Here is a 26,046-nt window from a genome sequence, read left to right as displayed (position 1 = left end):
GCGACGGAGCGGGGGAGCGAAGCGGAGGAGCGCAGGAGTGAAGAACCGGGGTCACGAGGGCCCCGACCCCGCGGCGCCGGAGGCGACGCCATAGACACTGCGGAGTTTGCCTTTGACCAGTTTGCCGGTGGGGGTGCGGGGGAGTTCGTCGGCGAAGTCGATAGTGCGCGGCACCTTGTAGTGGGCGATTCGTTCGCGCAGGTAGTCACGTAGTTCCGCGGCCAGTTCCGGGCCGGGTGTCGCGTCCGGTGCCGGTTGGATCACGGCCTTGACCGATTCACCCATTTCCTCGTCGGGGATGCCGATCACCGCGACGTCGAAGACCAACGGGTGCAGCGCGAGGGCATCCTCGATCTCCTGTGGATAGATGTTCACCCCGCCGGAGATGATCATGAACGCTTTTCGGTCGGTGAGGTACAGGAAACCGTCGGCGTCGACGTAGCCGATATCGCCGGTGGTCGTCCAGGTCGGATGGTCCGGGTGGATCGCCTGCCGGGTTTTCGCCGGGTCGTTGTGGTAGGCGAAGGGGAGTTCGTCGCGTTCGAAGTAGATCGTGCCGATATCGCCGGTCGGCAGTTCCGCGCCGTCTTCTCCACAGATCCGGATGGCGCCCATACCCGCCGGACCCACCGAGCCGGGTTTGCGCAGCCACTGTTCGCTGTCGATGAAGGTGGCGCCGTTGGCTTCGGTGGAGGCGTAGTACTCGAACAGCACCGGGCCCCACCATTCGATCATCGCCCGTTTCACGTCGACGGCGCAGGGTGCGGCCGCGTGCACCGCGACTTTCAGGCTGGAGATGTCGTATCGGGTGCGGGTGGCCTCGTCCAGTTTCAGCATCCGCACGAACATGGTGGGTACCCATTGGCTGTGGGTGACCCGGTAGCGCTCGATCGCGGCCAGGGCGGCCTCGGCGTCGAACCGCTCCATCACGACCAGAGTGCCGCCGAGGGCTTGGACGACACCGCCGAAGCGCAGCGGTGCGGCGTGGTAGAGCGGGGCGGGGGACAGGTACACCGATTCGGTGTCGAAGCCGTAGAGCGGTCCGAAAACGGCGGTGTAGGGGTCGCCGGGTGGATCGTCGACCTGCTGGTCCGACAGCGGCTGTTCGATGCCTTTGGGGCGTCCGGTGGTGCCGGAGGAGTAGAGCATATCGGCGCCGCGTGGCTGGTCGGGTAGCGGTTGCGCGGGCTGCGCGGCCAGCGCGTCCTCGTAACACTCGTAGCCCACGACCGGTCCGCCGAAGGCCAGCCGGATCCCGGCTTCGGGTGTCTGCTCGACGATCGCCTCGGCGGCCTCGCCCAGCCCGGCCGAGACGATCAGCGCCTTCGCGCCGCAGTCGTTCACGATATAGCTGATCTCGGCCGGGGAGAGATGTCGGTTCACCGCTGTGATGTAAAGCCCGGATCGCAGCGCTGCCCAGTATGCCTCGTAGACCTTGGGGTCGTTACCGGAGAGCAACGCGATGTGATCGCCTTTGCGCAGTCCGGCGGCGTGCAGATGCCGCGCGAGCCGGACGGAGTTGTCCTCCAGCTGCCGATAGGTCAGCGTCTCGCCGGTCCCGGCGACGATAACGGCCGGTTTATCGGGGGTTTCATCGACATGCGCGCCGGGATACATAGTGCTCCTTCACGGAAGCGATGCGATCGGAGTCCGACCGCAGAGCCGAGACGGGGCCCGTGTCGCTCGCACGCCACCGGCCCCCGCCGGGCAATCGCCCGGCGATCGCGACGATATCGGAAAGTGAACAGCGATTCGTCGTTTTTCCGGAACTCGGGGGGGGCAGCCGGTATTTCGGTCCCAGGTGCCGCCGGGGCGTTACGGCGAGTTCAGAAAAGCGACGGCCGACTCGTTGAACAGTCGCGCGCGCTCCCATTGCGCCCAATGTCCGGTGGCTGCCGGCAACAGCACATCGCAGGCGGGCATCCGGTCCGCCAGCAGGCGCGCACCGGTCGGCCGGTTGACCCGGTCCCGGGTGCCCCAGACGACCAGGGCGCGGTGTTCGACCCGGCGCAGCCGGGGGTCGCGGGTGAGGTCCATCCGCAACAGCGTCCGGACGGCGCCGGGACCGGAGGGCCGGCGCAGCGGTGGATTCGCGACCACCTCGGGATCGAGACTTGCCCGGTAGCGTTCGTCGATCATGGCGTCGGTGATCGCGCTGCCGTCGTGGACCAGGTATTCGCGCAGGAAAGTGGCCAGTTTCTCGCGGCTGGGACCGGCGCCGCCGTAGTAGGCCAGCAGTGCCCGCAGGCCCGCGGTCGGGAGGTTGCGGGTGGTGCCGATACCACCCGGGGCGAGCAGGATCAGCCGGTCGGCTCGGCTGGGCCGGTCCATCGCCAGGCGCAGGGCCGCCGCACCGCCGTAGGAACTGCCGATCAGATGGGCGCGCGGCAGTTCCAGGGCGTCGAGTAGATCGGCGACGGCGGCGGCGAGGTCGCCGAACGGGTCGGAGTGATCGATTTGCTTCGTCGACCGGCCGTATCCGGGCATATCCGGCACGATCACCCGGAAGCGGCGAGACAGTTCTTCCGCATTGCGCGAATACGCCGCCAGGCCGGAGGCTCCGGGTCCGCCGCCGTGCAGCAGTACCACCGCCGGGCCGGCCCCGTACTCGGTGTAGTAGATGTCCCGGTCCCCGGCACGTACTGTCTGCCCGCTGTCGATCGCCGTCATCGGTCGCCTTCCTGGTCCGCGCCGCCCTCGGGCCACGCTACGGAACCGGTGATCCGCGACCGGCGGCAGCTCAGCTGTTCGGGGTGCTGATCTCGCGGACCTCACGCAGATGCCGTTCCATCGCGGCCGTCGCGGCGGTCGCGTCGTGTTCGGACACCGCCCGGTAGATCGACTCGTGGCCCTGGATGGAGATACGGCGGCCGAGCGCGGTGCGGTGGGACAGGACCCGGGTGCGCTGCGTCCATTCGGTGGTCATCGTGCACAGGGTGACCAGCAGGGGGTTCTGTGCCGCGTGGGCCAGCAGGGTGTGGAATTCGATATCGAGACGCATCGAATCCTCGGGCGACAGGCTCTCGTGGGATCGGGCGAGTACCTCGTCGAGCGAGAGCAGATTGGAGTCGACGGCGCGCAGCGCGGCCAGTCCGGCGATCCGCGGCTCGACCAGATCGCGCAGTTCGGTGGCGTAGCCGAGTTCGACATCGAGATCGGCCAGGTTCCCGTACAGTGCCGATGCCGCGCGCGAGATATCGGCGACCGTACTGCCCCGGCCCTGCCGCCGCTCGACCAATTTCTTCGCTTCCAGTTCGAACATCGCCTCGCGCAGCGAAGACCGGGAGATGTTCATACTCGCCGCCAGTTCCCGCTCCGGGGGGAGCCGGTCGCCGGCCCGCAACTCGCCGTTGACGATCAGCTTCTCCAGATGGGCGGCTACCTCGGCGCTGACACTGCGCGCCCGGCGGCGCATCGGCGGGATCGATGCGTGGGTCATACGGGCCCTCCTGGAAACCGGCCGGACGGCCGCTGTCGGTGAACCCGGTGGTGCGATCCAGTGGTCCGACCAATTCCGGGATATGGCTTCGATGCGGATTCTACGGAGCCGCCCGCGAATTGTCGCCGCAGACTTTCCCGAGTGCGGAATGATTCGACAAAGTTACCGATGGCCAGCACTTTTCGTGGTCCTGTTGCGGCTCGGTAAATCGGTCGTTACGTTCGGTCGCCGCGGTCGCGACTCGGTCCGGTGCCTTTTATGGTCGGTGCATCAGATGGTCGGACCAATAAGGAGTCGCGGTGACGACGCTGGCATCGCAGGAAGAGGCCCCGGCCTTCCCGGTCCTGCAGCAGGACACGGGAATCGAGCCGGGAACGGCGTACGTACCGGCCGAACCCGACGCAGTGCTCTGGGGCCGATTGCCCTGCCGGACCGATACCGCCGTCGCCACGGTCGCACCGGGGTCCACGGTCGTGATCGATACCGTCAGCCACGAGGGCATCCTCGAGGACCAGGGTTCGGATCCGCTGTGGTACTTCGGGAATCATGGCGTGGCCCGCGACGATGTGCTCGCCGACGCGGTGGCGGTGGCCGGGCGGCGGACCCGCGAACCCGGGGCGGGACCGCATATCGTCACCGGGCCCATCGCGGTCGCCGGGGCGCAACCCGGTGATCTGCTCGCCGTACGGATCGACGCGCTGACCATGCGTGCGCCCTACGGTGTCGTATCGACCCGGCACGGCCGCGGAGTTCTGCGCGGCCGAGCCGTTTTCGACGGCGACTACGGACAGTTCTGCCGGGTCGTTCCCGGCGAGGGCCGCTGGTTCGCCACCATGCCGCTCGACACCGCCGGCAGCGCCGGGCACGCGACCTTCCCGCTGGCGCCGTTCCTGGGCATCATCGGTGTGGCCACCGATACCGGAACGCGGGTGAACTCGGTGCCGCCGGGGCCGCACGGCGGCAATATCGACGTCAAGCTCCTCACCGCGGGTGCCACACTGTTCCTGCCGGTCCAGGTACCGGAAGCCCTGCTGTATATCGGCGATCCGCATTTCGCCCAGGGTGACGGCGAGGTCGCGCTGACCGCGCTGGAAGCACCGTTGCGGGCCCGGCTGACCGTGGACCTGATCCCGGCGACCGAGATAGCCGGCGGGTTCGGCGGCCGGATCGGGCCGTTCGCCGCCGCGCACGGACTGTTGATCCCGACCGGACTGCACGCCGATCTGAACACCGCCCTGGAGTTGTGCGTGACGCACGCGGTGGAACTGGTGAGTGGGCTGTTCGAGGCCGACCCCCGGCAGGCGTACCTGTATCTCAGTGCCGCCGCCGATTTCACCATCTCGCAGGCCGTCGACCAGGTACGCGGGGTCCATGCCGCGGTGCGCCGCTCGGATTTCGGCCGGGCCGCCGACACCGCCTTCGCCCGCCGGGTACTGGAGCGGTTGCGATGACCGGAGTCGCCGCGGAGCCGGGAACCGATACCAGTGTCTGGCGGGTGACCGGATCGCCACTGGTGGACGCCGTCGCACCCGGCCCGCTGTCCGGACGGGTCGTGGCGGTGAAGGACCTGTTCGCGGTGGCCGGATTCGCCGTCGGCGCGGGTGTGCCCGCCTATGAGCGAGAGCAGCGGCCCGCACCGCGGCACGCGGACGCGGTCGCCCGGCTGCTGTCGGCCGGAGCGCGGATCGGCGGAATCGCCCGGACCGACGAGTTCGCCTACAGCCTGACCGGCAGCAACGGCGGGTTCGGGATGCCGGTGAATCCGGCCGCGCCGGACCGGATTCCGGGCGGCTCCACCAGCGGCCCGGCGGTCGCGGTGGCCCGGGGCGCCGCCGATATCGGGCTGGGGACCGATACCGCCGGGTCGATCCGGGTGCCGGCGGCCTACCAGGGGCTGTGGGGGATCCGGACCACGCACGGCCGCGTCGACACCGCTGGTCTGCTGCCGCTGGCACAGTCCTTCGACACCGTGGGCTGGATCACCCGGGACGGTTCGACGCTGGCGGCGGTCGCGGAGTGCGTCCTGGATGCCGATACCGCCGCTCCCGGCGGTTACGCGATCGACCCGGCCTGCTGCGCGGACGCCGACCCCGAGATCGCCGCCGCTGTCGGCGCCGTGGCCGACTCGCTGGGTGCGGTGCCGGTCGAACTGCGGCCCGCCGAGCACTGGCTCGCGGCCTTCCGCGTGGTCCAGGCGTTCGAGGCCTGGCGCAACCACGGGGAATGGGTCACCGCGCATCCCGGTGTACTGGAACCCGATGTGGCCGAAAGGTTCGCCTTCGCCGCGACTGTCTCCGCCGCGCGGGCGGACACCGCGCGCGAGGTACTGGCCGGTGCGGCGCAGCGGCTGCGATCCGCCCTCGGCGACCGCGCGCTACTGTTGCCGACCGTCGCGACTCCGCCGCCCCGGCGCGCGGGCGGCCGCCCGGCCTGGGAGCGGGCCCGCGCCCGCACGCTCCGGCTGACCTGCGCCGCGTCCATCGCCGGTCTGCCCGCGGTGACGGTGCCGCTGCGGTCCGGCACCGGTACCCCGACCGGCCTGTGCCTGCTGGGCGCACCCGGCTCCGACCGTTCCCTGATCCGTCTCGCCCTCGGCAGTGCCGCGGTAGCGGCCGGGGGATCGCTCCACAGTGAGGATCGACCATGAAACGTCCACTCCGTCATATCTTCTCGATCATCGCGGTGACGCTGCTGGCGGTCGCGGGCCTGACCGGCTGTATCGCCACACCCGACAGCGTCGGCGGTGACACCGGTGCGATCCGGATCGGGACGTTGCGCGGCCAGCCGCATCTCTACGCCCCCTATTTCATGCAGCGTTTCGCACCGGAGAACACCACCTACGAGATCGTGCTGTTCGAGAATTCACCCGATATCAAGAACGCGCTCGCCTCGGGTGCCATCGATATCGGGGTACTCGGGGCACCGGCGATGCTCTCCGGAGTCGCGGCGGAACAGGATGTGCAGATCATCGCGTCGGCCGCCGACGGCGGATCCGGTTTCGTGGGATCACCGCGGATCGCGACCCCGGCCGATCTGCGGGGCAAACGGATCGGGTTCCCGGCGGGGTCTTCGCAGGAGATCGCGCTGAAACTCACCCTGCGGGCGCACGGTCTGGACCCCGACACCGATGTGCAGTTGGTGAATCTGGCGTACTCCGATATGGCGAGCGCCTACACCGCCGGCCGGGTCGACGCCTTCCTCAGCGCGGAAATGGGCGTATCGACCGCCCGCCGGGCCGGCGCCCACGAGATCGTCTCGCCCTACCAGACCCCGATCGGCGCCACCAATATCGTCCTCGGTGGTAACGGGCGCTTTCTGGACGAACATCCCGACCGTGCCCGCGACACCGTGCGGAGCTTCGCCCGGGCCGTCGATTTCATGAAGGGCGATCGCGAAGCCTGGGCGGCCGGTTTGGTGGAGACCTTCGGTCTCGACCGGGCGGTCACCGATATCGCCATCGACAATGTGCGGCTGCGCTGGGAACTCGACGACGAATACCGGCAGCGGGTGAGCGAACTCGCCCGGCAGATGGTGGACTTCGACCAGTTGCCCGCCGCGCCGGATATGAGCAAGGTCTTCCGGACCGAGTTCCTCGACACAGTTCGTGCCGAGCGATGACCACGCTGGGAATCCGCGCCGAACCGGCCACCGAACCGGCAGGTCCGGGAACCACGGCGGTCGCGGGCCCGCCCGATCGGCGATCGCGGCGCGCTCGCTACCGGACCCGGGTGGTGGCGTTCCTGTGGGCGCTGCCGGTACCGCTGGTGGTGCTGCTGCTGTGGGACCGCGGGGTCGGCGGCGGCTGGACCCTCCCGTTGGGCATCCAGATGCAGTTCCTGCCCACCCCGCTGGAGGTCGCGCGGCGGCTGGCAGATCTGGCGGTGGGCGGGATCGTCGACGATTCCTACAGCGGCACGCTGTGGCTGCACCTGTACGCCAGTACGGTCCGGGTGCTCCAGGGATTCGCGATCGCGGCCGCGGTGGCGGTGCCGGTGGGGATCGTGATGGGGCGTTCACCGCTCGTCTTCCGGATGCTCGAGCCCACCCTCAACCTCATCCGCCCGATCCCGGTGACCGCCTGGGCCCCGCTGTCCCTGTTGATCATCGGATTCGGGGACCGGGCCACCATCTTCCTGGTTTTCCTGGCCGCGGTGTTCTCCATCCTGATCAACACCATCGCCGGGGTGCGCGCGGTACCCGCCCGGCTGTTCGAGGCGGCGGCCATGCTCGGCACGCCACCGGCACAGATGTTGTACAAGGTGGTGTTACCGGCCGCGGTTCCGACGATCGTCTCCGGATTGCGGATCGCGCTCGGCCTGTCCTGGGTGATCCTGGTGGTGGGGGAGACGGTCGGTATCCGGGTCGGTCTGGGCGCGCTGATCACCCAGGCGCGTGAACAATCCCGTACCGACCTCATCGTCGCCGTCATGATCGTGATCGGGCTGGCCGGATTCCTGGCCGACCGCATCATGATGCTCGCTGTACGCCTGGTCGCCGGGCGGCGACCGCTGCTCCCGTGACCCTTCTCCGGATCAGGTGATGACCATGAAGATCTACTCCACCCGCCGCCGTCCACACCGGCCCGCGCGAATAGTGCTCGACGGCCTGGGTAAACGATTCCCGGGGGCAACCGGTTTCGCGGTGGACGGGGTGGATCTCGATATCGCCGCCGGGGAATTCGTCTGTGTGGTCGGCGCCAGCGGTTGCGGGAAATCGACACTGCTGCGGATCCTGGCCGGATTCGAAACCGGAACCCGGGGCGCGGTATCGGTCGGCGACGAGCCGGTCACCGGCCCCGGCCCGGACCGGGGCGTCGTATTCCAGGACTATGGGCTGTTCCCGTGGCTCACCGTCGCGGAGAACATCGCCTACGGGCCGAAACAGGCGCGGATGACCCGCGACGATATCCGGGAGACCACCGATCGCAGCCTGGAAACCGTCGGCCTGACCCGGGTGCGTGATTCGTTTCCGCACCAGCTCTCCGGCGGTATGCAACAGCGGGTCGCGATCGCCCGGGTACTGGCCAACCGGCCGGCGGTGCTGTTGATGGACGAACCCTTCGGGGCGCTCGACGCGCTCACCCGCGCCGATATGCAGACCGAACTCGCCCGTATCCACCGGGATTCCGGTGTCACGGTCGTCTTCGTCACCCACAGCGTGGAGGAGGCGGTGTACCTGGCGGACCGGGTGGTGGTGATGGCCGGTGGTACCGCGCACGGTACGGCCGGGCATGTGCGCGAGGTGGTGACCATCGAGCTGCCCCGGGCGCGGGAGCCCACCGCCCCGGAGTTCAACGATTACAAGCGCCGGATCGATGCGCTGATCCACCAGGGCGACCGGGCCGCCGCCTGACCGCGGCTCATACCGGGGTCGCCGGTAGTAGTTCCCGGGTCCGGGTCGTCCGTGCGACGACCCGGCCCGCTTTCACGACATAGCAGCGATCGGGCCGGTCCAGCAGGGCGTCGGCGACGCGGTGGGTGGACAGCACCACCAGGTCGGCGGCCGCGCCCACCCGCAACCCGTAGCCGTCGGCGATACCGATCACGGCGGCTGCCTCGTAGGTGGCCATACCGAGGACCCGGGTCAGCTCGGCGGGACCGGCCAGATGCGAGGTCTGCGCCAGGAACAGGCCGATATCGAGCAGATCGGCATTGCCGTACGGGGTGAAGGCATTGCGGATGTTGTTGGAGGAGTACGCGGTCCGTACTCCGGCCGCCCACAACTCCCGCACGGGTGCGATACCGCGGCGGATATTCGCGGTGTCAGCGCGTCCGCCCAGGAACATATCGGTGGCCGGCAGCGGAACCACGGCCACTCCCGCGTCGGCGAGCCGGTGGAGCACGCGCCGCCGATCCGCGGGTGGACGGGCGGCCAGGGAGGTGGCGTGTCCGATGGTGACCCGGCCCGCCATCCCGGTCCGATCGGTGACCTCGGCGATGTAATCGGCCAGGGCGAATCGGGGGTCGGCGGTGTCGTCGGCGAAATCGGCGTGCAGGTCGACCGGAACCCCGAACTCGGCGGCGAGGTCGAAGACGAGATCGATATGGCGCCGGCACTCGGCGACCGAATCTTCGTTGTAGGTACAGCCGCCGATCACATCGGCGCCGTCGCGCAATCCTTCGCGCAGCAGGTCGAGGGTGCCGGGCGCGCGGAAGATCCCCTCCTGCGGAAAGGCCACGATCTGCAGGTCGATCCGGCCGCGGAACTCCTCCCGCAGGTCCAGCAGGGTGTGCACACCCAGCAGGCCGACGATGGGGTCGACATCCGGGTGCGCCCGGACAGCGGTGGTGCCGTGGATGATCGCCTGTTCGAGGACGCGGCGGGCGCGGTCGGCGACCGAGGCCGGGGTGAACTCCCGTTTCAGGTCCGCGGTGATCGCTATCGCCCCGGCCAGGGTACCGTCGGGGTTCGCGCGTTCGCCGTCGAGCAACGCCTTGTCCAAGTGCACATGTGATTCGACGAGGCCCGGGATCACCACGCGGCCGGCACAGTCGATCTCCTCGGTGGCGATCGCCTGCAGCGCCGGGCCGATCGCGGTGATCACCCCGTCCGTGACCGCGATATCGACCGGTGCGGTCTCGTCGTCGATCCGCGCGTCGCGGAGCAGCAGATCCGTGTTGCCGAACGGCGCCGGGTTCGTCACGGGCACCTCCGGGTCCGAAAAGGTCACACCGGTTGTATACGACCCGGGTGTTTCCGGCGGGCCCGCGCAATGCTTCAGCGAGGTTACGAACCCGCGCCCGAAGGTGCCGGGCGGGTGTGCCGGAGCCGGTAGGCGGTGGTGGCGTGGGCGATGTGCTCGGTGACCAGGCGCTGGGCGAGATCGGCGTCGCGGGCCTCGAGGGCACCGCAGATCCGCTCGTGTTCGTCCCAGGAGTCGGTGGCGCGGCGGGGGAGTTCGACCGCGTACACCCAGGCGATCTTCCAGCCGAGCTGGGTGATCAGACCGGCCAGCAGGCTGCTGCCCGACGCCTCGGCCAGCACCTCGTGGAAGCGGCTGTTGAGCCTGGTCAGATCGTCGAGGCGGCCGGAGCGTACCGACTCCTGCCCCAGTGCGGTGAGCTCTTTGAGCCGACCGAGCTGTTCGGGGGTGCGCCGGTGCGCGGCCCGGCTCGCGCACAACGGTTCGAGCAGGGCGCGGATCTCGAGCAGGTCGGCCGCCTCGGCTTCGGTCAACTCGGCCACGAAGGTGCCGGCGTAGGGGCGTGAGTACGCGAAGCCCTCGGCCTCGAGCGTGCGCAACGCCTCCCGTACCGGTACCCGGGAGACTCCGTAGCTCTCGGCCAGCGTGTCCTCGGTCAGTCGCTGCCCCGGTGCGAACACCCCGCGGATGATGTCGTCGCGAATGGCGCGGCACACCTGCTGTTTGGTCATCCGCGGGTTGGTGCTGTCCACATCGTCCTCGGCTCGGGTGGGATCGGCGGCGGTCGCATACGATCCACCGCCCGGTACTCCACCTGGATACCAGGAATGCTGTCGAATCGCCGGTGGGGCCCGGTAGAGCAGCGCGGTTCCGTGGTGACCGGCAGCACACTGACGTCATATCCCGGCTATTTCGTATACGATCCGGACTCACTTGTGATCGGAAGGACGCCATGGATCCCGTGTACGCGGTGCTGCTGCTGGCGGCCGGTTTCGGCGCCGGGGTGTGCAACACCATCGCCGGCGGCGGCAGCCTGCTGTCTTTTCCCGCCCTGGTGGCCACCGGACTGCCGCCGGTGACCGCGACCGTGACCAATGCCGTAGCGGTCTGGCCGGGTTATCTGGGCGGCGCGGCCGCGCTGCGCTCCCGGCTGGTCGAACACCGCAGCCTGCTGCCCCGGCTGATCGTCATCGGCACCGCCGGGGCGCTCGGCGGGGTGGTGGCGCTGCTCGCGGCGCCGCCCGAGGTGTTCACTGCGCTGGTGCCGTATCTGATCCTGGCGGCGACCGCCCTGTTCGCCGCGCAGCCGGTGCTCTCCCGCAAGCTCGCCGAGAAGGGCGGCGATTCCCGGTTCACCCTCTTCGCCGGAGTCTTCCTCGGCGGGATGTACGGGGCGTACTTCAACGGCGGGATGGGGATTGTGCTGCTCACCGCGCTCGCGCTCGGGATCGACGCCTCGATCACTCTGCTCAACGGCCTGAAGAGCGTGCTCACCCTGACCGTCTCCACCACCGCCACCGTCGCGGTGGCCCTCTTCGGTCCGGTCGACTGGATCTCGGTCCTGATCCTGGCCCCGGCCTGCCTGCTCGGCGGCGTCGTGGGCGGCAAGATCTCCGACCGGTTGCGGCCCGGTGCGTTCCGGGCTCTGGTGATCGTCTTCGGTGCCGGTGCGGGCATCGCAATGTTGTTCACGTGAATCTGGTGAAAGAAGGAATCATGACCGATCTGTTGTTGCGCGGCGGACGTCCGTGGCTACCCGGACAACCGCTGGAAACCGCCGACATCCTGATCCGGGCCGGGCGGATCGAGCAGATCGGCCCAGGTCTGGAGGCTGCCGGTGCCGAAACCCTGGCCCTGGACGGGGCGCTGGTTCTGCCCGGATTCGTCGACACCCACTGTCATTTGGACAAGACTCTGTGGAGTGGGCCGTGGGTGCCCAATACCGGTGGCCGTTCGCTGGCCGGGCGGATCGCCAACGGGGAGAACCGGCGTGCCGAACTCGGTATCCCCAGCGCCGACTATTCCGCGAACCTGCTCGCGACCATGATCGCCGGAGGAACGGCGCACGTGCGCAGCCATATCGATATCGACCCCTCGGTGGGGCTGGCCGGGGTGGAGGCCGTACGGACCGCCGCCGCCCGGCATCGCGACCGGGTGGACGTCGAGTTGGTCGCCTTTCCGCAGGGCGGCCTGATCCGCCGGCCCGGAACCGCCGAGCTGCTGGACGAGGCCCTGGCCGGGGGCGTCGAGGTGGTCGGCGGTATCGATCCCGCCGGTTACGACGGCGACCCGACCGGGCAGCTGGATATCGTCTTCGGCCTGGCCGAACGCCACGGCGCGAAGATCGATATCCATCTGCACGACAGCGGCACTCTCGGTGCCTGGGAATTCGAGCTGATCATCGAGCGTACGAAGGCCACCGGTCTGGGCGGGCGGGTCACCATCAGCCACGCGTACGCGATGGGGGCGCTGCCGGCCGATGAACAGCAGCGCATCGCCGAACGGCTGGCCGAAGCGGGGGTGGCCATGGTGACCTGCGCGGTCGGCGACGCGCCGGTGGTTCCGCTACGCGTGATGCACGCCGCGGGTGCGACTCTCGCCCTCGGTAACGACGGTATCCGGGATCTGTGGACCCCCTACGGCGACGGCGATATGTTGCGCCGGATCGGTACGGTGGCGTTCCGGGACCGGCTGCTCTCCGATGCGGAGATCGAATTGGCGCTCGCCGCCGGCACTCTCGGTGGTGCCCGGGTTCTCGGTTTGCCCGATCACGGTCTCCGGGTGGGGGCGCGGGCCGATCTCCTCACGGTCGAGGCCGCGACACCGGCGGCGGCCGTAGTGGGTGTCCCGGTGCGGAAACTGGTTCTCAAAGGCGGCCGGGTGGTGGCCCGGGACGGGCAATTGGTTTCGTGATCGTATACGAAACAGGGGTGTAATCCGACGGACCGCGATCGGCAACGAGCAGCCGATAGAACTGTTCCATGAGCACAAAGGCTATCCCGGTGCCAACCCTTCCGCGGGAGGCAACGTATACGACCGAGCCGGATCCGGCGCTCGCTTTCCGGAATGTGTCGATGGTTTTCGAGAACGGGACCGCCGCCCTGCGCGATATCGATATCGCCGTCCGTCCAGGCGAATTCGTCTCTCTCGTCGGGCCGTCCGGTTGCGGAAAGTCGACGCTGCTGCGGCTGGCGGCCGGTTTCGAGGAAGCCACTTCCGGTGCCGTGACCGTCGCCACCGAACACCTCGGCTACGTCTTCCAGGAAGCGACCCTGCTGCCGTGGCGCACCGTGCTGCGCAATGTGGAGCTCCCCGCGGAACTCGCCGGGGTGGACCGGGTGCAGCGTCGTGCGGCGGCACTGGACGCCATCGAGCGGGTCGGGCTGGGCGGTTTCGAGAAACACAAACCCGCCCAGCTCTCCGGCGGTATGCGGATGCGGGCCTCCATCGCCCGCGCGCTCACGTTGCGACCGGAGGTGTTCCTGTTCGACGAACCGTTCGGCGCGCTCGACGAGATCACCCGTCAGCGGCTCAACGAGGAAGTCGGCAGCCTTTTCCGGCGCGACGCCTTCGCGGGCGTATTCGTCACCCATTCGGTCCCGGAGGCGGTGTTCATGTCGACCCGGGTCGTCGTGCTCACCGGCCGGCCGGGCCGGGTGGCGGCGGATATCCCGGTACCCCTGGACTTTCCGCGGGAACCGGGGCTGCGCTACACCCCGGAGTTCGCCGAGATCGCCGGCGCGGTCTCGGCCGCGCTGCACGCCGCCGAACAGGGGGTCGCGGCATGACCACGGTCGCGGCGGATACCGCCACTCGTGCTGTCACCACACAGGACAGTCCCGAACGGTCCGTGCGGACACCGCGTCGCCGGTCGGCGCCCGTGCGGATCATCGCGCCCGTCGTGGTGTTCGTGCTGGTGCTGGGCATCTGGTACTTCGCGAGTCATCATCTGATCGCGGCGGAGTCGCGGTTCCTGTTGCCCGGACCGGACCAGGTGGTCAGCGAGGGACTGCTCGATTCGGCGGTGCGGTCGGAAATCCTGTCCGCCCTGGGGTCCACGGTGCTGGTCGCTCTGAGCGGTCTGGTGATCGCCATGGCGCTGGGGGTGGGATTCGCGGTGGTGATGAGCCAGGCGCGCTGGGCCGAATACTCGCTGTATCCGTACGCGGTGATCCTGCAGACCATTCCGATCCTCGCGGTGGTCCCGCTGTTCGGCTTCTGGTTCGGCTACGAATTCGGCAGCCGGGTGATCGTCTGTGTGATGGTGTCGCTGTTCCCGGTGGTCACCAACACGCTGTTCGGCCTGAAGGCGGTCGCGCCGGCCGAACACGATCTGTTCACCCTGCACGGCGCGAGCCGGTGGCAGCGGCTGCGCAAACTCCAGCTGCCGACGGCGCTGCCCGCGATGATCTCCGGGTTCAAGATCTCCGGCGGGATGGCGATCATCGGCTCGATCGTCGCGGATTTCTTCTTCCGCCAGGGCGAGCCCGGCATCGGCCGGATGATCGACGTCTACCGGCAGCGGCTGGCCACCGAGGAACTGCTCACCGCGCTGCTGCTGTCCTCACTGGCCGGACTGATCCTGTTCTGGTTCTTCGATTTCCTGGCCGTCCGCGTGGAGCGTGCCCACGGCCGCCGCCGCGGCCACTGATCTCTCCCGTCCGCCCATCCACTGCTCATCTCAGGAAGCACCATGAAGAAACCACTTTCCGCTCTCACCGCGCTCGCGGGTACCGCGCTGCTCACCGCTTGCGGAGGTGCGAGTTCGGTCCCGGAACCCACCGGTGCGGGCCCCCTGGCCGGGGTGTGCCCGTCGACCGTCGTGATCCAGACGGACTGGTACGCCACCCCGGAGCGGGCGGCCGCATTCCAGCTCGTCGGCCCCGACGGCACCGTCGACGTCAACAAGGGCTCCTATGCCGGGCCGCTGGGTGATACCGGTGTGAATGTCGAGGTCCGGCTCGGCGGCCCGTTCCTGGGTGGCCAGCCGGTGCCTGCGCAGATGTACCAGGACACGTCGATCACCCTGGGCTTCGTCCCCACCGACGACGCCGTCCGCGCCCAGGCCGAATTCCCGGTGACCGGCGTATTCGCCTCCCTCGACGTGAATCCGCAGATCATCATGTGGGATCCGGCGACCTATCACGTCGAATCGTGGCGCGACATTCCCGGCACCGGCGCCCCCGTGGTGTACAGCGAGGGCAAGATCTTCATGGATTACCTGACCGCCAACGGTTACGTGCGTCCGGACCAGGCCGATGCCTCGTTCGACGGCACCCCGAGCCGATTCGTCGCCGAGCGCGGTCGGGTGATGCAGCAGGGCTATGTGTCCAATGAGCCGTTCCGCTGGGAGCACGATGTCGAGGGCTGGCGCAAACCCACCGATTATCTGCTCGTCCACGAATCCGGTTACGAGATCTACCCGCACGCCTGGTCGGTGCGTGCCGGTGAACTCGACGCGCTGCGGCCCTGCCTGACGAAGCTGGTGCCGATGTTGCAGCAGGCGCAGGTCGACTACATCGCGAATCCCGAACCGGTGAACCGGGCGCTGTTGCGGATCGCCGACACCATCCCCGACGGCCCGCCGATGACCGCCGCCGGTAACACCGATTCGGTGAAAGTACAGGTCGCCGAGAAGATCGTCGGCAACGGCCCGGACAGCACCCTCGGGAATTTCGAGGAGGCGCGGGTGAACCGGGTGATCGACGCGGTGACCCCGATCCTGCGCAACCGCGGCGACCGCATCGCCGATGGACTCACCGCCACCGATCTGGTGACCAACGAGTTCATCGATCCGGCCATCGCCCTGCCGGCGGTGCCGAAACCCTGAATCCCGCTGTCGCGGGCCGATAGCGGGCCCGATGGTGTTGGAGTGCGTCCCCCGGTGGCCGACCGTGCCGCGGCTACCGGGGGTAGTCTGCTCTCCCCTCCGCTCGCGGTGCGAGCGTTGCGGCGAGAGCCGCGGTGATCTCCCGGGCGAGTGCGGCGTCCACCGGTGCGTGCCGGCTGAGCAGCCGATACCACATGGTGCCGAAGGCGAAGTCGACCACGAGATCCAGTGCGGTGGTGGGCGCGAGATCACCGGCGTCCACGCCGTGTTGCAGCAGTGTGCGCAGGGCCGTTCGGCGCGGGCCGATCACGGTCTCCTGGAGCCGTTCGGACAGGTCCGGATCGTGCTGGGCGTCCGACATCAGTCCCACCAGGGCCTGGCCCGTGACGCTGCGGGCGAGTTCGAAAGTGGTCGTCAGCAGTTCTTCGATCCGGTCGAGCACCGGTTCCGATGCGTCCGGGGCCTCGAGCGCGGGATGTCCGGTCGCGAGATCGGTCAGTGATTCGAGCAGGATGGATGCCTTGTCCGGCCACCACCGGTAGACGGTCTGCCTGCCCACTCCGGCCGTTTCCGCGATCGATTTGATCGTCAGATCCTGATAGCCGTCGCGTTCGCAGAGTTCCAGCGCGGTGCGCAGGATCGACTGCCGGGCGTCTTCGCTGCGGGGCCTGCCCCGGGTTCGGGTCATACCGCCACTTTACAAGACACTGTGCCTCGAATATATTAACGAGGCACGGTGGTTCGAAAACCGTGGTGATGCGAACTCCAGGAGGAAGTCGTGAGCAAGAAAGTCGTCATCGTGGGCGGGACCTCCGGTATCGGCCTGGCGACCGCCCGGCGGCTCGACGCCGCGGGTGCCGCGGTCGTCATCGCGGGCCGCGACAAGGAACGCCTGGCCGCCGCGCTCGCCGAACTCGGCTCGCGGGCAGCGGGTTTCGTAGTCGACGCCCGCGACGAGGCAGAGCTGGCCGGTCTGTTCGGCGAGATCGGATCGGTCGACCATCTCGTCGTCACGGTCACCGGTCCGTCGGGGACCACTCCGTTCCGGGAGCTGACCGGCGAGCATCTGCAATCACATGTATCGGGAAAACTGCTACCGCATATCGCGGTCGTTCAGGCAGCGCTCCCGTATCTCACGCCCGGTGCGTCGGTCACTCTGGTCTCCGCGGCGTCCGCGGGTGGGGCGATGCCCGGAACAGCGGCGCTGGCCGCCGTCAACGCCGCCGTGGAGGCGACGGTTCCGGTCCTGGCGCTCGAATTGGCGCCGCTGCGGGTGAACGCGGTCTCGCCGGGGGTGATCGATACCGACTGGTGGAACTTCCTGCCCGGCGACGCCCGGGCCGAAGTCTTCGCCGGTATCGCCGCGGGAACACCGGTCGGCCGGGTGGGCGCGGCCGACGATATCGCGCAGGCGATCGAATTCCTGATCGGCAACAGCTTCACCACGGGCATCGTGGTGCGGGTGGACGGCGGCGCCCGGCTGGGATCGCCACAGTGACAGCGGGTTCAGTTCAGGGGAGGCCGGTCACGGCCCACGGACAGTGGCGGTATCCGCGGCCGTAGCCGCTGGATGCCGGGCGCGGTGGATCCCGGCAGCAATCCGGAAAAGTCCTGGTGCCCCTCGCCGGCAACGGTTTCGGCGGGCCCCGGGAAAACGCAGCGGATCCGCGGATCCAGCCGGTACGGGTCGGAGGACAGGCGATAGCCGAGAATGCGGCGCAGACGCGCGAGTTCGGCACGTACGGTCACCGCCTTGCCGTTGTCACCGTAGAGCCCGTGGGCGAGTTCCGCCGCTGTCGAACCCGCCGGACGCGCCAGCAGCAATACCAGCAGCTCGCTGTGCCGCGGGCTGAGTTCGTGGACCGCGCCGTCCATCCACAACGCGACCCGGTTGCGGCCCAGCGCGACCACCCGCGGCATCTGCTCGGCGGCGTCCGCGGACAGAGCGTGCACGGCGTACGGTCCATCCGGGACGAGCCGTTCGACCACGACCCGGCGGCCACCGGGCAGTACCGCCTCGCCTTCCCGGATCGGCCCGGGCCACACCGACGGCAGCCAGCCCGGGGGAGCGGCGTAGAGGATATGGCCGTCCGGAGATACCAGGGCCGCGCGATCACCCGACCGGTGGAGCAGCCGGTCGAGAAAACGGATCCGCAGTTCGGCGTCGCGACGGGCGGCCAGATCACGGAGATGGGCCTCGGCGAGCCGCGCGGCCGCGGTCACCAGCGGTACGGCCAATTCGTTCGTGCTGCCGATCGGGCAGGTCACATCGACGACACCGATCACCGCGCCGCTGCGCGGATCGCGGATCGGTGCGGCCGTACAGGTGAAATCGGCGGCGACCGAAAGATAGTGCTCGGGTCCGCGTACCTGGAACGCCCGGCCCAGTGCGAGCGCGGTACCCACCCCGTTGGTGCCCGCGTCCGCTTCGTGCCAGCGCGCGCCCGGTACGAGATTGGCGCGTTCAGCGGTCCGGCGGGCGGTGGCATCGCCGTGCACCCAGAGCAGATGTCCGTCCGCGTCACCACCGAACAGCACATGCCCCGGTGCGGCGGCCACCGTCTCCAGACTCGCGAACAACACCGGCCACGCGGCGGCCAGCCGCCGGTCGCGCGGCCCGGACCTGAGTTCGGCGCTGCTCAGACCCACTTCGGGCAGATGCCGGTCCGGATGCAGACCGCGATGCCGGGCACGGTCCCACGACGCCCGCACGTCCGGGCGCATCGTCCGGCTCTTACCAGTCACCATCATGCGCCTGCCTCGGGATAGTGCGGTCCCGCACCGGCATTCACCGCCTCGCCGGGTCGTACCACGAGAAATAGCACGGGGCGCGGACGCGGACAAACGCCCGGCGCGGCGTTGCAACGTTGCTGCAACCGTCGGGCCGGGGCTGGGCCGCACCGGCCGGGCCCGGTCATCGTAGAGCTCACCGCTCACGAACCGGAGGTATCGATGCCCTACCTGGAACTGCCCGACGGGGTGCCGCTGTACTACGAGGATCACGGCTCCGGCCGGCCCGTCGTGCTCATCCACGGCTGGACCATGAACTCCACCTTCTGGGCGCAGAACGTGCCCGTACTGGCCGAGCAGCACCGGGTGATCACCGTCGATCTGCGCGGGCACGGCTCGTCGGGCAAGACCGAGGACGGGCATACGCTCGCGCAATACGCCCGCGATGTGCACGGTCTCGTCAAATATCTCGCACTGGAGCAGGTCTCGCTGGCGGGATGGTCGATGGGGGTCGCCGTCGCGCTCGAGTACGTGCGGCAGTTCGGCTGCGCGGATCTGCGCTCGGTCGTGTTCATCGATCAGTCGCCGCGCTTCCTGGACGGACCCGACTGGGAGTTCCCGTTGCAGGGCGGCTATTCGGAGAACGATCTGGCGCTGTTCGTCCAAGCGGTCCGGTATGCCCGTCCGCTGGTGATCAAACCCTTCATCGCCGCGTGTTTCGCGCAGACACCGCCCGAGGACGTGATCGATGCGATCTACGCGGAGACCATGAAGATGTCCACGGCTGCCGCCTGCGCCATCTGGTACGACATGGCCTTCGCGGATCTCCGGCCCGTCCTGCCGGAGGTCACCGTGCCGGCGCTGCTGGTCTACGGCGCCCAGAGCAAGATCTTCCCCGGCCCGCTCGACGAATGGATCGCCGCCCGGCTGCCCGGCGCGACCGTCGCGCGTTTCGCCGACAGCGGTCATGCCCCGTTCTCCGAGGAACCCGAACGTTTCAACCGGGTACTCACCGAATTCCTGTGACCGGTTCGCCGGCCTGTCCGCGAAACTCCCGGCCACTGCACTCGGTGATCCGTCCGCGGCCCCGGTCCAGATCGCCCGGGGGCTGCTGGTGGGCGGGAGCACCGAGAACGCGGTGTATCTGTCATCGGCACCGCTCTACCACGCGGCGCCGCTGGTGTTCTCGATGTCCTGGCAGCGGCTGGGCGCCACCGTGATCGTGATGGAACGCTTCGAACCGCGGCAGTGCCTCGAACTGATCGAACGGTATCGGATCACCCACACCCAGATGGTGCCGACGATGTTCGTGCGACTGCTGCGCCTGCCACCCACCGAACGCGCCGGTCACGATACGTCCAGCCTCGATACTGGGTGCAACACGACAACCTGATCATCTGATACACCACCCCCGCGGCACAGCATCAGAAACCGTCGTCGACGATCGGGTCGTCCGCGCGCCGCGTCCCGGCCCGGAGTTCGGAAACCGATGCGCCGCGGGGAAAACGGCTGTGCCCGTCGACCTCCAGCGGAGCGGGCCGATCGCTGCCCAGCGGAGACGAATCGGGACGCGACCCGCCCGGCACGAGATCGATCTCGAAGACGGCGGGCGCCGTTCCGCAGCGCGCGATCATCCGGTACGCCTCCTTCGGGATGGCGGATTCGTCGTCCACGATCTTCCGGACGCCGAATGCAGGTGCGGAGATGAGCCAACGGTCCCCGTAACTGCTCACCTTCACCTCGAATCGCATGATCACCCCTTGGTCTGTGGTCTGCCCCGAATACCTGCCCCCTGGTACGGGTATCGGTACGACGGCTGGTTCGACGTTAAGGAGTGCGGACCGATCATGGCGAGCGGTGAGCACGAGTTTGCACGACCGAGTTCGCTGTTTCCCGCAGCACAGCCCAGAAGTGCATCATGTTCGAAGTGCGAGAAAACTCGTGCTAACCATCGAACAGGGGTTGAGTATGCGTCTGCGGTTTCTCGGTAAGGGGGGCTCGGATCTCGGTGGATGCCCCAGTCTGTACACGACCGATCAGGGAAGCTATCTGGTGCAGGGATGGGAGACGGACAGACCGGCAACCGTCGAGATCCCGCATCTGCTGCTGGGTTACGCCGAACCCGACACCTTTCTCGGCGCGCCCATGGAAGATACCGGCCGGGGGACGTTCACTCTCGCCGGCCGTCCGGTCGCCGAACGTGAGATCTTGGAGCAGCTCGATCTGGCACCCGATGAAGTAGCGATCGAAGTCCCGAAGACCCGAAGGACGTTCTACGGTGCTCTATCTTCCGTATGAGCCGCCGGACTGGGCCGCGCTCTTGCGCGGGTGTGTGTCCGAGGCGTTTCACCTGGAAGTCCGGGACGCCTATACGGTGCCGGCCGAGACCGGCCGGTTCGGCCGGTTCCTGGACGGCCGGCCCGCGGTACCGGACGACCAGAAGGACCGCTGGAACTCGCTGATCCGGCAGACGACCGGCCGCGGGGTCACCGTGCGCCGCGTCCGGGTGGTGACGGTGCCGCACACCGCCTATCACCGCTGGCTGCTCTCGGTGACCGATACCAACACCGATGCCGGTGAGGACATCCGGTACGTACCCCGGCATCTGGCCGGTGACGTGCCGTCGGACGACTGGTGGTTGATCGACGACGAGCGGGTCGTCTACAACCTGGTCGACGACCACGGCAAACCCTCGGGTCTGGCGGTTACGACGGATTCGGGGATCATCCAGTACGCCCGATGCGTGAAGCACCGGCTCTGGGACATGGCAACGCCCTACACGGAATATGTCGACAGATGAACGAAGTGCACAACGCGCGAGAAGCTCTCGGGGCCCGGCTCCGGGAGCTCCGGCGCCAGGCCGGGCTCACCAACCGAAGACTCGCCCAGCTCGCGGGCTGGCACGAATCGAAAGTGAGCAAGATCGAGTTCGCGCGGATCAGACCCTCCGACGACGATATCCGCGCCTACTGCCGGCACTGCGGCGCCGAGGACCAACTACCGGATCTACTGGCCACCTCGAACACCATCGAGGTCGCCTACCTCGAATGGCGCAAGGTTCTCGGCACCGGCCTCGGCCGTCGGCAACAGAAATCGTTGAAACTGGAAGCGGCGTCCACCCATATCCGGGATTTCCAGCCGCAGATCGTGCCCGGTCTGCTCCAGACCGCGGACTACGCCGCCGCCAAACTGCGTCGCGGTATCGAATTCCATCGCATCTCCGACGATGTCGACAGCGCGGTGTCCAAACGGATGGAACGCCAGCGCATCCTGTACCAGCGTGACCATCTGTTCCATTTCCTGATCGCCGAACAGGCGCTCTACACCACGGTCGGTGACGATACGGTCATGCTCGGCCAACTCGACCGGCTGTCCTCCATCATCGGTATGCCGCGGGTGACCATCGGGATCGTTCCGGTCACCGCCGAGGCGCTGGTGGTTTCCACGAATTTCGCCATGTTCGACAACCGCCTGGTGATGGTGGAGGGCACCGCCGCCGAGCTCACCATCACCCAGCCCCGGGAGATCGATGTGTACGGGCGGGCGTTCGATGCCCTGGCCGGACAGTCGGTGACCGGGGAGGCGGCGCGTGGGTTGATCTCCACGGCGCAGCGTGGGCGTACCGCGCCCACCGGGACGGCCGACCGGGCCTGACCCGCGGGCAGATCGGCGGTCAGTGCTCGTGGCGGCGGAGGAAATCGTCGATCAGGGCGTTCACCGCATCCGGTACCTCGATCGCGAGGAGATGGGCGCCGTCCTCGAGGAAGGACAGCTCGGCGCCGGGAACCGCCCGTGCCATCTCCTCGACCTCGGCGGGCGGGAAGGTCGCATCCTGCGTGCCGCCCACGATCAGCGTGGGTGTGCGGATCCGGCCGAGTAGTTGCCGCTGGTCCGGTCGCCGGACCACCACGCTGCGCACCGCGTGCCGGGCCGACCCGATATCGTCGGCGCGTACGGTGCGCCGTACCTTTTCGACCACAGCCGGTCTGGTCCGCATGGTCGTCGGGCCGAGGAAGGCGGCGAGCGCGGAGCCGACGAGCGGTCCCCGGAATCCGCCGAGGATCCGGGCGAGTACGAGCAGGGCTCCGTATTCGAGGCGCTGGCGCCTTCCGGCGGGTGAGGCCGTCCCGTTCATGAGCACGGCGGTCAGCACCCGTTCGGGGTAGAGCGCGGCGAAGGTGGCGCCGATCATCGCGCCCCAGGAATTCCCCACGATATGCGCCCGCTCGATATCCAGTGTGTCGAGGATCCGGCCGGCGCAGTGCGCGCATTCCTCGAAGGTGAACGGCCGGTCGAGCGGGGTGCTCGCGCCGTGACCCGGCGGGTCGACGGCGACGGTGGTGAACCGCTGCGCGAAATACGCCACCTGCGCGTCCCAGAGCGTGTGGTCCATCAGCAGGCTGGGCCACAGCAGCATCGCCGGACCCGTCCCGGTGACCTGGACGCGCAGCGTGCCCAGCTCGGTGGGGACGTCCCGATCCGACCCACTCACGCCGCTCCTCCCGTCTCGGACGGGGTGCGCCGGCGAGTCCTCCGATGATGCTGTTCACCCGGCAGGCAGCAGCGCCCGGTCTCGATATCGTGCACCAGATCGCGGTAGACGATCTGTAGTTCCGCCAGGCGCGTCCATTCCGCGTGCATGCGCTCGCCGGCCGGGTCGTCGTGGCGTAACAGGTGGAACGCGCGGGCGGCGCCGGCGGCGATCACATCGATCAGTTCGCCGAGGGTGCGCTCGTATACGCGCACACCCGCCGTCGGCGCGGGCAGATGCCGCGAACTCCAGGCATTGATCTCGGCGATCAGCACCCGGCGGCGGGATCGCGCCCGATATCCGGCGAGCCCCGATTCGAGCCGGTAGGACTCCGACAGCGCCGAGGCGAGGTTGCACACCGGCCCCTCGGCTTTCCGGCCGCCGACCGCGTACAGCAATTCGGTAGGGCTGGGCAGCGATGTCGTAGCGGGGCGGGGTTGTGTCCGGTGCGCGGTGACATCGCTGTCGGTGTGATGTGCCGGTCCGTGCGTATCGCGCTGCGCACGGGTGCCGGATTCGTCTGCGCAGCCTTGGACCGACGAGCATTCATCCACCGGCGCGCGATACAGCTGAACGGGCATTTTTCTGTCGTACTTTCGCGAGAGATTCCTGGGGAATGAACCGGGAGGGTTCGACCGGGAAAACAGCAAACCGGTCGGGGACCTCTCCGGAAACGCATTTCTCTGCCGCCTGAGCTCCGATCGGCTCCGAATTCTGGTCACGGTGTCGCACGAACGAGGAATTTCGTTTCGTGCCCCATCAGGAGCGGGCAATTCGATCGTAGGGCGAGCTACGCGCCGCGCATATGGGCCCGCGTGATGAAACATCCGCTCGCTCTCGTGCTGCGCGCACAAACGGACAGCGCGCGGCCGGGCAGCGCCGGACCGGGAGGGCGGCCCGGGCCGGTATCCGAACGGGAACCGCGCTGGTCCGCCCGCTCCTGGGCCGCGCATCCGGACAGGCCGGACGGGTCGCCGGATCGGTGTCGCGACCGGGTCCCGGGCCGGATACGGATCCTGGCCGCAGGTGCGGGGCGGGCTGAGAACAGGAGAATGAAAAGTCGATGTTTCGAGATTTTCGGTGGAAACAGGGGGAAAGGTGAATCGGATCCGGAAAACAATGGGAATTCGCGCCATAAATCTGGAGCAGGTGTGGAGAGCGAAGTCGGCACCGGTGATATGACCCGCAGGGCTCGGTCCCGGTGCTGCTCGGCCATGCGACGGTCCGGCCTTCATCCGATACAGTTCCGCTCGGGCCGGCCGTCCGAAGCCTTCCCGACCTGCGGGTATTCTGAGATACTGATGGCGGCACTGCAGCAACAGCTATCGAAATCGCCGTTCGGCGCGGCCGTGATGATGCCGGAACCGAATCGGTGCACGATATCGAGCGTTCGATGGGGAGGGCCGGTCATGGACGAGTTCCGTTCGGTGACTGTGCGATCGGGCGACTGGGTGGTACTCGTCGATCCGAGATGGTCCGGGGCCGAAGCCGACCGGCTTCCGCCCGCCGAACCGATGCTCGGGGGCTGGTCGCTGCATCCCGATGGCATTGCCGGTCCGTTCGAACCCAATCCGGATTACCTGCCCGCGGACGATTCGCTGCCCACCGATCCGGTCGACGCGGTGTTGCGGCTGGCGGCCGACGGCCGGGGGGACGGAGACGACATCGTCGCAGCCTTGCGCGCTGCAGTGGTGGAGAGCGCGTGTGATGTCGAGGGCCGGCCGCTCATCGCCTCCGCTCCGGACGATGTGCCGTGTGTCGTGGTGGCGTCGGCCGCGGTGCACCGGCGCCGGGTGGCGGGTCGGTGGTTGCCTGTCGTTGGTGCCGTGTTGCCGGATATCGTGCCGGCCCGAGTCCACATTCTGATCAATCCGGGCAGCCCTGCGCGGTGCCGTGTGTCGACCGCCGCGCTTCGGGTGCCGGGATGACGGTCGCCACTCGGCTGGGTATGGTCTCCCAGCGGCTCAGCACAGCGGTGACCTCGGGCAGCAACGCGGTGGGCCATCGGATGACCGGGATGGCCGGCGATCTAGGCAAGATCGCCGACCAATTCTTTGTGGTGGACAACAGAAGTGCCACCGCTGTGAGCCGGATCGGCCCGGACACACCGACGCTGACCGGAGTGAGCCCGGTGAGCAGAATGCCTCATACGTTTCGCCCGGATCAGGTCCGCAGCTTTCCGATCCTGGGTCGTGACAAGAAGATCGTCGGCGTGCATTTTCCGCTGAAACTGAGTGATCCGAAGAAACCCCTGACCTTCACCCGATACGCGCTCGACACCATGAACGGTTTCTATCGTCAGGCCGTGCGCGGCGGTGGGTCGGTACGGAGACCGAAATGGATGTACAAGGGGAATGTCTCCGCGCCGTGGTCGGGCAAGGCGAAGGACCTCATCTTCGCGCGGGCCCACGGCAACGCGGACGGTTACTACGTTCAGTTCGCGAAGAAGATACCGTTCACCAAGTGGAGCAGGTGGGTGCCCGTACGCATCGACGGAGACAACTACGGCCTGCTGCTCGCCGCGAAAAGTCATTTCAAAGAGGCCGTCCGGGGCGCACCCACCGCAGATCTGATCCAGATGTCGTGCGGGGTCGCCGGTGGCCGGGCCGCGCGCGAGTCGGCCACGGCGATGCACTCCTACGGAATAGGTCTCGACGTCCACGCCACCGAACGGGTCCACGTCTACCTCGTCGACGATATCGACACGGGGCCGGGCCTGATCCGGCAAGCGGGTTCGTCCGTCACCGGGCACGGTACCGAAGTCGAAGTCGACAACAGAGGGGACGCGGTGTCGTCGCCGTGGCAGCTCTACGAGGCATCGAGGCAGGTACCGCCGGCGGATTGAATCGCCCCGGCGGCAACGGCCGCTGCCG

The 26,046-nt window shown here is 68.3% G+C and carries 28 protein-coding genes; 18 read left to right on the top strand and 10 right to left on the bottom strand.

What is annotated here, in order from left to right; genetic code table 11:
* Nucleotides 1-51: 51 nt before the first annotated feature.
* From ACWCPQ_RS27280 to ACWCPQ_RS27270, 3 genes are all read right to left on the bottom strand, one after another.
* Nucleotides 52-1,617 carry an acyl-CoA synthetase gene (locus ACWCPQ_RS27280; RefSeq protein ID WP_449903991.1) on the bottom strand — a complete coding sequence of 522 codons (1,566 nt, stop codon included), beginning with the start codon at nucleotides 1,615-1,617 and terminating at the stop codon, nucleotides 52-54.
* A gap of 198 nt (nucleotides 1,618-1,815) precedes the next feature.
* The gene (locus ACWCPQ_RS27275; RefSeq protein ID WP_449903988.1) at nucleotides 1,816-2,670 is read right to left on the bottom strand and encodes an alpha/beta fold hydrolase; all 855 of its coding nucleotides are present in this window, start codon (nucleotides 2,668-2,670) and stop codon (nucleotides 1,816-1,818) included.
* A 70-nt stretch (nucleotides 2,671-2,740) separates the two neighbouring features.
* Nucleotides 2,741-3,439, bottom strand: a complete 699-nt coding sequence (locus ACWCPQ_RS27270) for a FadR/GntR family transcriptional regulator (RefSeq protein WP_449903985.1) — start codon at nucleotides 3,437-3,439, stop codon at nucleotides 2,741-2,743.
* Between the two features lie 299 nt (nucleotides 3,440-3,738).
* Between ACWCPQ_RS27270 and ACWCPQ_RS27265 the strand changes: the two genes are divergently transcribed.
* From ACWCPQ_RS27265 to ACWCPQ_RS27245, 5 genes are read left to right on the top strand one after another with little or no spacing between them, the layout of a single operon-like run.
* Entirely contained in the window at nucleotides 3,739-4,890 is a 1,152-nt protein-coding gene (locus tag ACWCPQ_RS27265) for an acetamidase/formamidase family protein (RefSeq protein WP_449903983.1), read from the top strand.
* Nucleotides 4,887-6,086: an amidase family protein gene (locus ACWCPQ_RS27260; protein WP_449903980.1), complete on the top strand. Its 1,200-nt coding sequence runs from the start codon at nucleotides 4,887-4,889 to the stop codon at nucleotides 6,084-6,086. Before ACWCPQ_RS27265 ends, ACWCPQ_RS27260 begins: the two co-directional genes overlap by 4 nt.
* A complete protein-coding gene (locus tag ACWCPQ_RS27255) occupies nucleotides 6,083-7,057 on the top strand; it encodes an ABC transporter substrate-binding protein (protein WP_449903977.1) in 975 nt (324 codons plus the stop codon). The genes ACWCPQ_RS27260 and ACWCPQ_RS27255 overlap by 4 nt, the downstream gene beginning before the upstream one ends.
* A complete protein-coding gene (locus ACWCPQ_RS27250) occupies nucleotides 7,054-7,959 on the top strand; it encodes an ABC transporter permease (protein ID WP_449903974.1) in 906 nt (301 codons plus the stop codon). The genes ACWCPQ_RS27255 and ACWCPQ_RS27250 overlap by 4 nt, the downstream gene beginning before the upstream one ends.
* 25 nt (nucleotides 7,960-7,984) lie before the next feature.
* Entirely contained in the window at nucleotides 7,985-8,791 is an 807-nt protein-coding gene (locus ACWCPQ_RS27245; RefSeq protein WP_449903970.1) for an ABC transporter ATP-binding protein, read from the top strand.
* Between the two features lie 7 nt (nucleotides 8,792-8,798).
* On the opposite strand, the gene ACWCPQ_RS27240 is transcribed toward ACWCPQ_RS27245, so the two are convergent.
* Nucleotides 8,799-10,109 (bottom strand): amidohydrolase family protein, encoded by a 1,311-nt coding sequence (locus tag ACWCPQ_RS27240; RefSeq protein ID WP_449903967.1) that lies wholly within the window; start codon nucleotides 10,107-10,109, stop codon nucleotides 8,799-8,801.
* Between the two features lie 56 nt (nucleotides 10,110-10,165).
* Nucleotides 10,166-10,834, bottom strand: coding sequence for a GntR family transcriptional regulator (locus tag ACWCPQ_RS27235; protein WP_449903964.1), 669 nt, complete (start codon nucleotides 10,832-10,834; stop codon nucleotides 10,166-10,168).
* Nucleotides 10,835-11,034: 200 nt separating this feature from the next.
* On the opposite strand from ACWCPQ_RS27235, the gene ACWCPQ_RS27230 reads away from it, so the two are divergent.
* The 5 genes from ACWCPQ_RS27230 to ACWCPQ_RS27210 all read left to right on the top strand — a co-directional run bounded on the left by ACWCPQ_RS27230 (nucleotide 11,035) and on the right by ACWCPQ_RS27210 (nucleotide 15,912).
* On the top strand, nucleotides 11,035-11,778 hold the full coding sequence (locus ACWCPQ_RS27230) for a sulfite exporter TauE/SafE family protein (protein ID WP_449903961.1): 744 nt from the start codon (nucleotides 11,035-11,037) through the stop codon (nucleotides 11,776-11,778).
* 20 nt (nucleotides 11,779-11,798) lie between these two features.
* Nucleotides 11,799-12,995 carry an amidohydrolase gene (locus ACWCPQ_RS27225; RefSeq protein WP_449903958.1) on the top strand — a complete coding sequence of 399 codons (1,197 nt, stop codon included), beginning with the start codon at nucleotides 11,799-11,801 and terminating at the stop codon, nucleotides 12,993-12,995.
* 68 nt (nucleotides 12,996-13,063) lie between these two features.
* Nucleotides 13,064-13,870: an ABC transporter ATP-binding protein gene (locus tag ACWCPQ_RS27220; protein ID WP_449903955.1), complete on the top strand. Its 807-nt coding sequence runs from the start codon at nucleotides 13,064-13,066 to the stop codon at nucleotides 13,868-13,870.
* A complete protein-coding gene (locus ACWCPQ_RS27215; protein WP_449903952.1) occupies nucleotides 13,867-14,733 on the top strand; it encodes an ABC transporter permease in 867 nt (288 codons plus the stop codon). The genes ACWCPQ_RS27220 and ACWCPQ_RS27215 overlap by 4 nt, the downstream gene beginning before the upstream one ends.
* 42 nt (nucleotides 14,734-14,775) lie before the next feature.
* Nucleotides 14,776-15,912, top strand: coding sequence for an ABC transporter substrate-binding protein (locus ACWCPQ_RS27210; RefSeq protein ID WP_449903949.1), 1,137 nt, complete (start codon nucleotides 14,776-14,778; stop codon nucleotides 15,910-15,912).
* 73 nt (nucleotides 15,913-15,985) lie between these two features.
* Here the strand turns inward: ACWCPQ_RS27210 and ACWCPQ_RS27205 are convergent, their stop codons facing one another.
* Nucleotides 15,986-16,600, bottom strand: coding sequence for a TetR/AcrR family transcriptional regulator (locus ACWCPQ_RS27205; RefSeq protein WP_449903947.1), 615 nt, complete (start codon nucleotides 16,598-16,600; stop codon nucleotides 15,986-15,988).
* A gap of 90 nt (nucleotides 16,601-16,690) precedes the next feature.
* Between ACWCPQ_RS27205 and ACWCPQ_RS27200 the strand changes: the two genes are divergently transcribed.
* Entirely contained in the window at nucleotides 16,691-17,410 is a 720-nt protein-coding gene (locus tag ACWCPQ_RS27200; RefSeq protein WP_449903944.1) for an SDR family oxidoreductase, read from the top strand.
* An 8-nt stretch (nucleotides 17,411-17,418) separates the two neighbouring features.
* Here ACWCPQ_RS27200 and ACWCPQ_RS27195 read toward each other — a convergent pair whose 3' ends face one another.
* The gene (locus ACWCPQ_RS27195) at nucleotides 17,419-18,663 is read right to left on the bottom strand and encodes a GAF domain-containing protein (RefSeq protein ID WP_449903941.1); all 1,245 of its coding nucleotides are present in this window, start codon (nucleotides 18,661-18,663) and stop codon (nucleotides 17,419-17,421) included.
* A gap of 201 nt (nucleotides 18,664-18,864) precedes the next feature.
* Here ACWCPQ_RS27195 and ACWCPQ_RS27190 point away from each other — a divergent pair, with 201 nt between their 5' ends.
* Entirely contained in the window at nucleotides 18,865-19,668 is an 804-nt protein-coding gene (locus tag ACWCPQ_RS27190; protein ID WP_449903938.1) for an alpha/beta fold hydrolase, read from the top strand.
* 88 nt (nucleotides 19,669-19,756) lie between these two features.
* Nucleotides 19,757-20,035, top strand: a complete 279-nt coding sequence (locus ACWCPQ_RS27185; RefSeq protein ID WP_449903934.1) for an AMP-binding protein — start codon at nucleotides 19,757-19,759, stop codon at nucleotides 20,033-20,035.
* Nucleotides 20,036-20,066: 31 nt separating this feature from the next.
* Here the strand turns inward: ACWCPQ_RS27185 and ACWCPQ_RS27180 are convergent, their stop codons facing one another.
* A complete protein-coding gene (locus ACWCPQ_RS27180) occupies nucleotides 20,067-20,393 on the bottom strand; it encodes a hypothetical protein (protein WP_449903930.1) in 327 nt (108 codons plus the stop codon).
* A gap of 190 nt (nucleotides 20,394-20,583) precedes the next feature.
* On the opposite strand from ACWCPQ_RS27180, the gene ACWCPQ_RS27175 reads away from it, so the two are divergent.
* From ACWCPQ_RS27175 to ACWCPQ_RS27165, 3 genes are read left to right on the top strand one after another with little or no spacing between them, the layout of a single operon-like run.
* On the top strand, nucleotides 20,584-20,940 hold the full coding sequence (locus ACWCPQ_RS27175) for a hypothetical protein (protein ID WP_449903926.1): 357 nt from the start codon (nucleotides 20,584-20,586) through the stop codon (nucleotides 20,938-20,940).
* Nucleotides 20,921-21,442: a DUF6879 family protein gene (locus ACWCPQ_RS27170; protein WP_449903924.1), complete on the top strand. Its 522-nt coding sequence runs from the start codon at nucleotides 20,921-20,923 to the stop codon at nucleotides 21,440-21,442. The genes ACWCPQ_RS27175 and ACWCPQ_RS27170 overlap by 20 nt, the downstream gene beginning before the upstream one ends.
* Nucleotides 21,439-22,296, top strand: coding sequence for a helix-turn-helix domain-containing protein (locus ACWCPQ_RS27165; protein ID WP_449903921.1), 858 nt, complete (start codon nucleotides 21,439-21,441; stop codon nucleotides 22,294-22,296). The genes ACWCPQ_RS27170 and ACWCPQ_RS27165 overlap by 4 nt, the downstream gene beginning before the upstream one ends.
* A 19-nt stretch (nucleotides 22,297-22,315) precedes the next feature.
* On the opposite strand, the gene ACWCPQ_RS27160 is transcribed toward ACWCPQ_RS27165, so the two are convergent.
* Nucleotides 22,316-23,134, bottom strand: a complete 819-nt coding sequence (locus ACWCPQ_RS27160; protein WP_449903918.1) for an alpha/beta fold hydrolase — start codon at nucleotides 23,132-23,134, stop codon at nucleotides 22,316-22,318.
* Nucleotides 23,131-23,754 (bottom strand): hypothetical protein, encoded by a 624-nt coding sequence (locus tag ACWCPQ_RS27155; protein WP_449903915.1) that lies wholly within the window; start codon nucleotides 23,752-23,754, stop codon nucleotides 23,131-23,133. Before ACWCPQ_RS27155 ends, ACWCPQ_RS27160 begins: the two co-directional genes overlap by 4 nt.
* 828 nt (nucleotides 23,755-24,582) lie before the next feature.
* Between ACWCPQ_RS27155 and ACWCPQ_RS27150 the strand changes: the two genes are divergently transcribed.
* Both ACWCPQ_RS27150 and ACWCPQ_RS27145 read left to right on the top strand, forming a co-directional pair.
* The gene (locus ACWCPQ_RS27150) at nucleotides 24,583-25,101 is read left to right on the top strand and encodes a type VII secretion system-associated protein (protein WP_449903912.1); all 519 of its coding nucleotides are present in this window, start codon (nucleotides 24,583-24,585) and stop codon (nucleotides 25,099-25,101) included.
* Entirely contained in the window at nucleotides 25,098-26,018 is a 921-nt protein-coding gene (locus ACWCPQ_RS27145; RefSeq protein ID WP_449903909.1) for a hypothetical protein, read from the top strand. Before ACWCPQ_RS27150 ends, ACWCPQ_RS27145 begins: the two co-directional genes overlap by 4 nt.
* Nucleotides 26,019-26,046 lie beyond the last annotated feature (28 nt).

The organism is Nocardia sp. NPDC001965, from assembly GCF_053594175.1.
This window is presented reverse-complemented; position numbering and strand designations above follow the sequence as displayed.

Bases quoted from the DNA above. Each gene is read 5' to 3' on its own strand.
- ACWCPQ_RS27270 (WP_449903985.1), bottom strand. From the start codon at position 3,439: ATGACCCACGCATCGATCCCGCCGATGCGCCGCCGGGCGCGCAGTGTC.
- ACWCPQ_RS27225 (WP_449903958.1), top strand. From the start codon at position 11,799: ATGACCGATCTGTTGTTGCGCGGCGGACGTCCGTGGCTACCCGGACAA.
- ACWCPQ_RS27195 (WP_449903941.1), bottom strand. From the start codon at position 18,663: ATGATGGTGACTGGTAAGAGCCGGACGATGCGCCCGGACGTGCGGGCG.
- ACWCPQ_RS27145 (WP_449903909.1), top strand. From the start codon at position 25,098: ATGACGGTCGCCACTCGGCTGGGTATGGTCTCCCAGCGGCTCAGCACA.
- ACWCPQ_RS27260 (WP_449903980.1), top strand. From the start codon at position 4,887: ATGACCGGAGTCGCCGCGGAGCCGGGAACCGATACCAGTGTCTGGCGG.
- ACWCPQ_RS27150 (WP_449903912.1), top strand. From the start codon at position 24,583: ATGGACGAGTTCCGTTCGGTGACTGTGCGATCGGGCGACTGGGTGGTA.
- ACWCPQ_RS27250 (WP_449903974.1), top strand. From the start codon at position 7,054: ATGACCACGCTGGGAATCCGCGCCGAACCGGCCACCGAACCGGCAGGT.
- ACWCPQ_RS27245 (WP_449903970.1), top strand. From the start codon at position 7,985: ATGAAGATCTACTCCACCCGCCGCCGTCCACACCGGCCCGCGCGAATA.
- ACWCPQ_RS27155 (WP_449903915.1), bottom strand. From the start codon at position 23,754: ATGCCCGTTCAGCTGTATCGCGCGCCGGTGGATGAATGCTCGTCGGTC.
- ACWCPQ_RS27210 (WP_449903949.1), top strand. From the start codon at position 14,776: ATGAAGAAACCACTTTCCGCTCTCACCGCGCTCGCGGGTACCGCGCTG.
- ACWCPQ_RS27165 (WP_449903921.1), top strand. From the start codon at position 21,439: ATGAACGAAGTGCACAACGCGCGAGAAGCTCTCGGGGCCCGGCTCCGG.
- ACWCPQ_RS27205 (WP_449903947.1), bottom strand. From the start codon at position 16,600: ATGACCCGAACCCGGGGCAGGCCCCGCAGCGAAGACGCCCGGCAGTCG.
- ACWCPQ_RS27190 (WP_449903938.1), top strand. From the start codon at position 18,865: ATGCCCTACCTGGAACTGCCCGACGGGGTGCCGCTGTACTACGAGGAT.
- ACWCPQ_RS27275 (WP_449903988.1), bottom strand. From the start codon at position 2,670: ATGACGGCGATCGACAGCGGGCAGACAGTACGTGCCGGGGACCGGGAC.
- ACWCPQ_RS27230 (WP_449903961.1), top strand. From the start codon at position 11,035: ATGGATCCCGTGTACGCGGTGCTGCTGCTGGCGGCCGGTTTCGGCGCC.
- ACWCPQ_RS27220 (WP_449903955.1), top strand. From the start codon at position 13,064: ATGAGCACAAAGGCTATCCCGGTGCCAACCCTTCCGCGGGAGGCAACG.
- ACWCPQ_RS27280 (WP_449903991.1), bottom strand. From the start codon at position 1,617: ATGTATCCCGGCGCGCATGTCGATGAAACCCCCGATAAACCGGCCGTT.
- ACWCPQ_RS27215 (WP_449903952.1), top strand. From the start codon at position 13,867: ATGACCACGGTCGCGGCGGATACCGCCACTCGTGCTGTCACCACACAG.
- ACWCPQ_RS27180 (WP_449903930.1), bottom strand. From the start codon at position 20,393: ATGCGATTCGAGGTGAAGGTGAGCAGTTACGGGGACCGTTGGCTCATC.
- ACWCPQ_RS27255 (WP_449903977.1), top strand. From the start codon at position 6,083: ATGAAACGTCCACTCCGTCATATCTTCTCGATCATCGCGGTGACGCTG.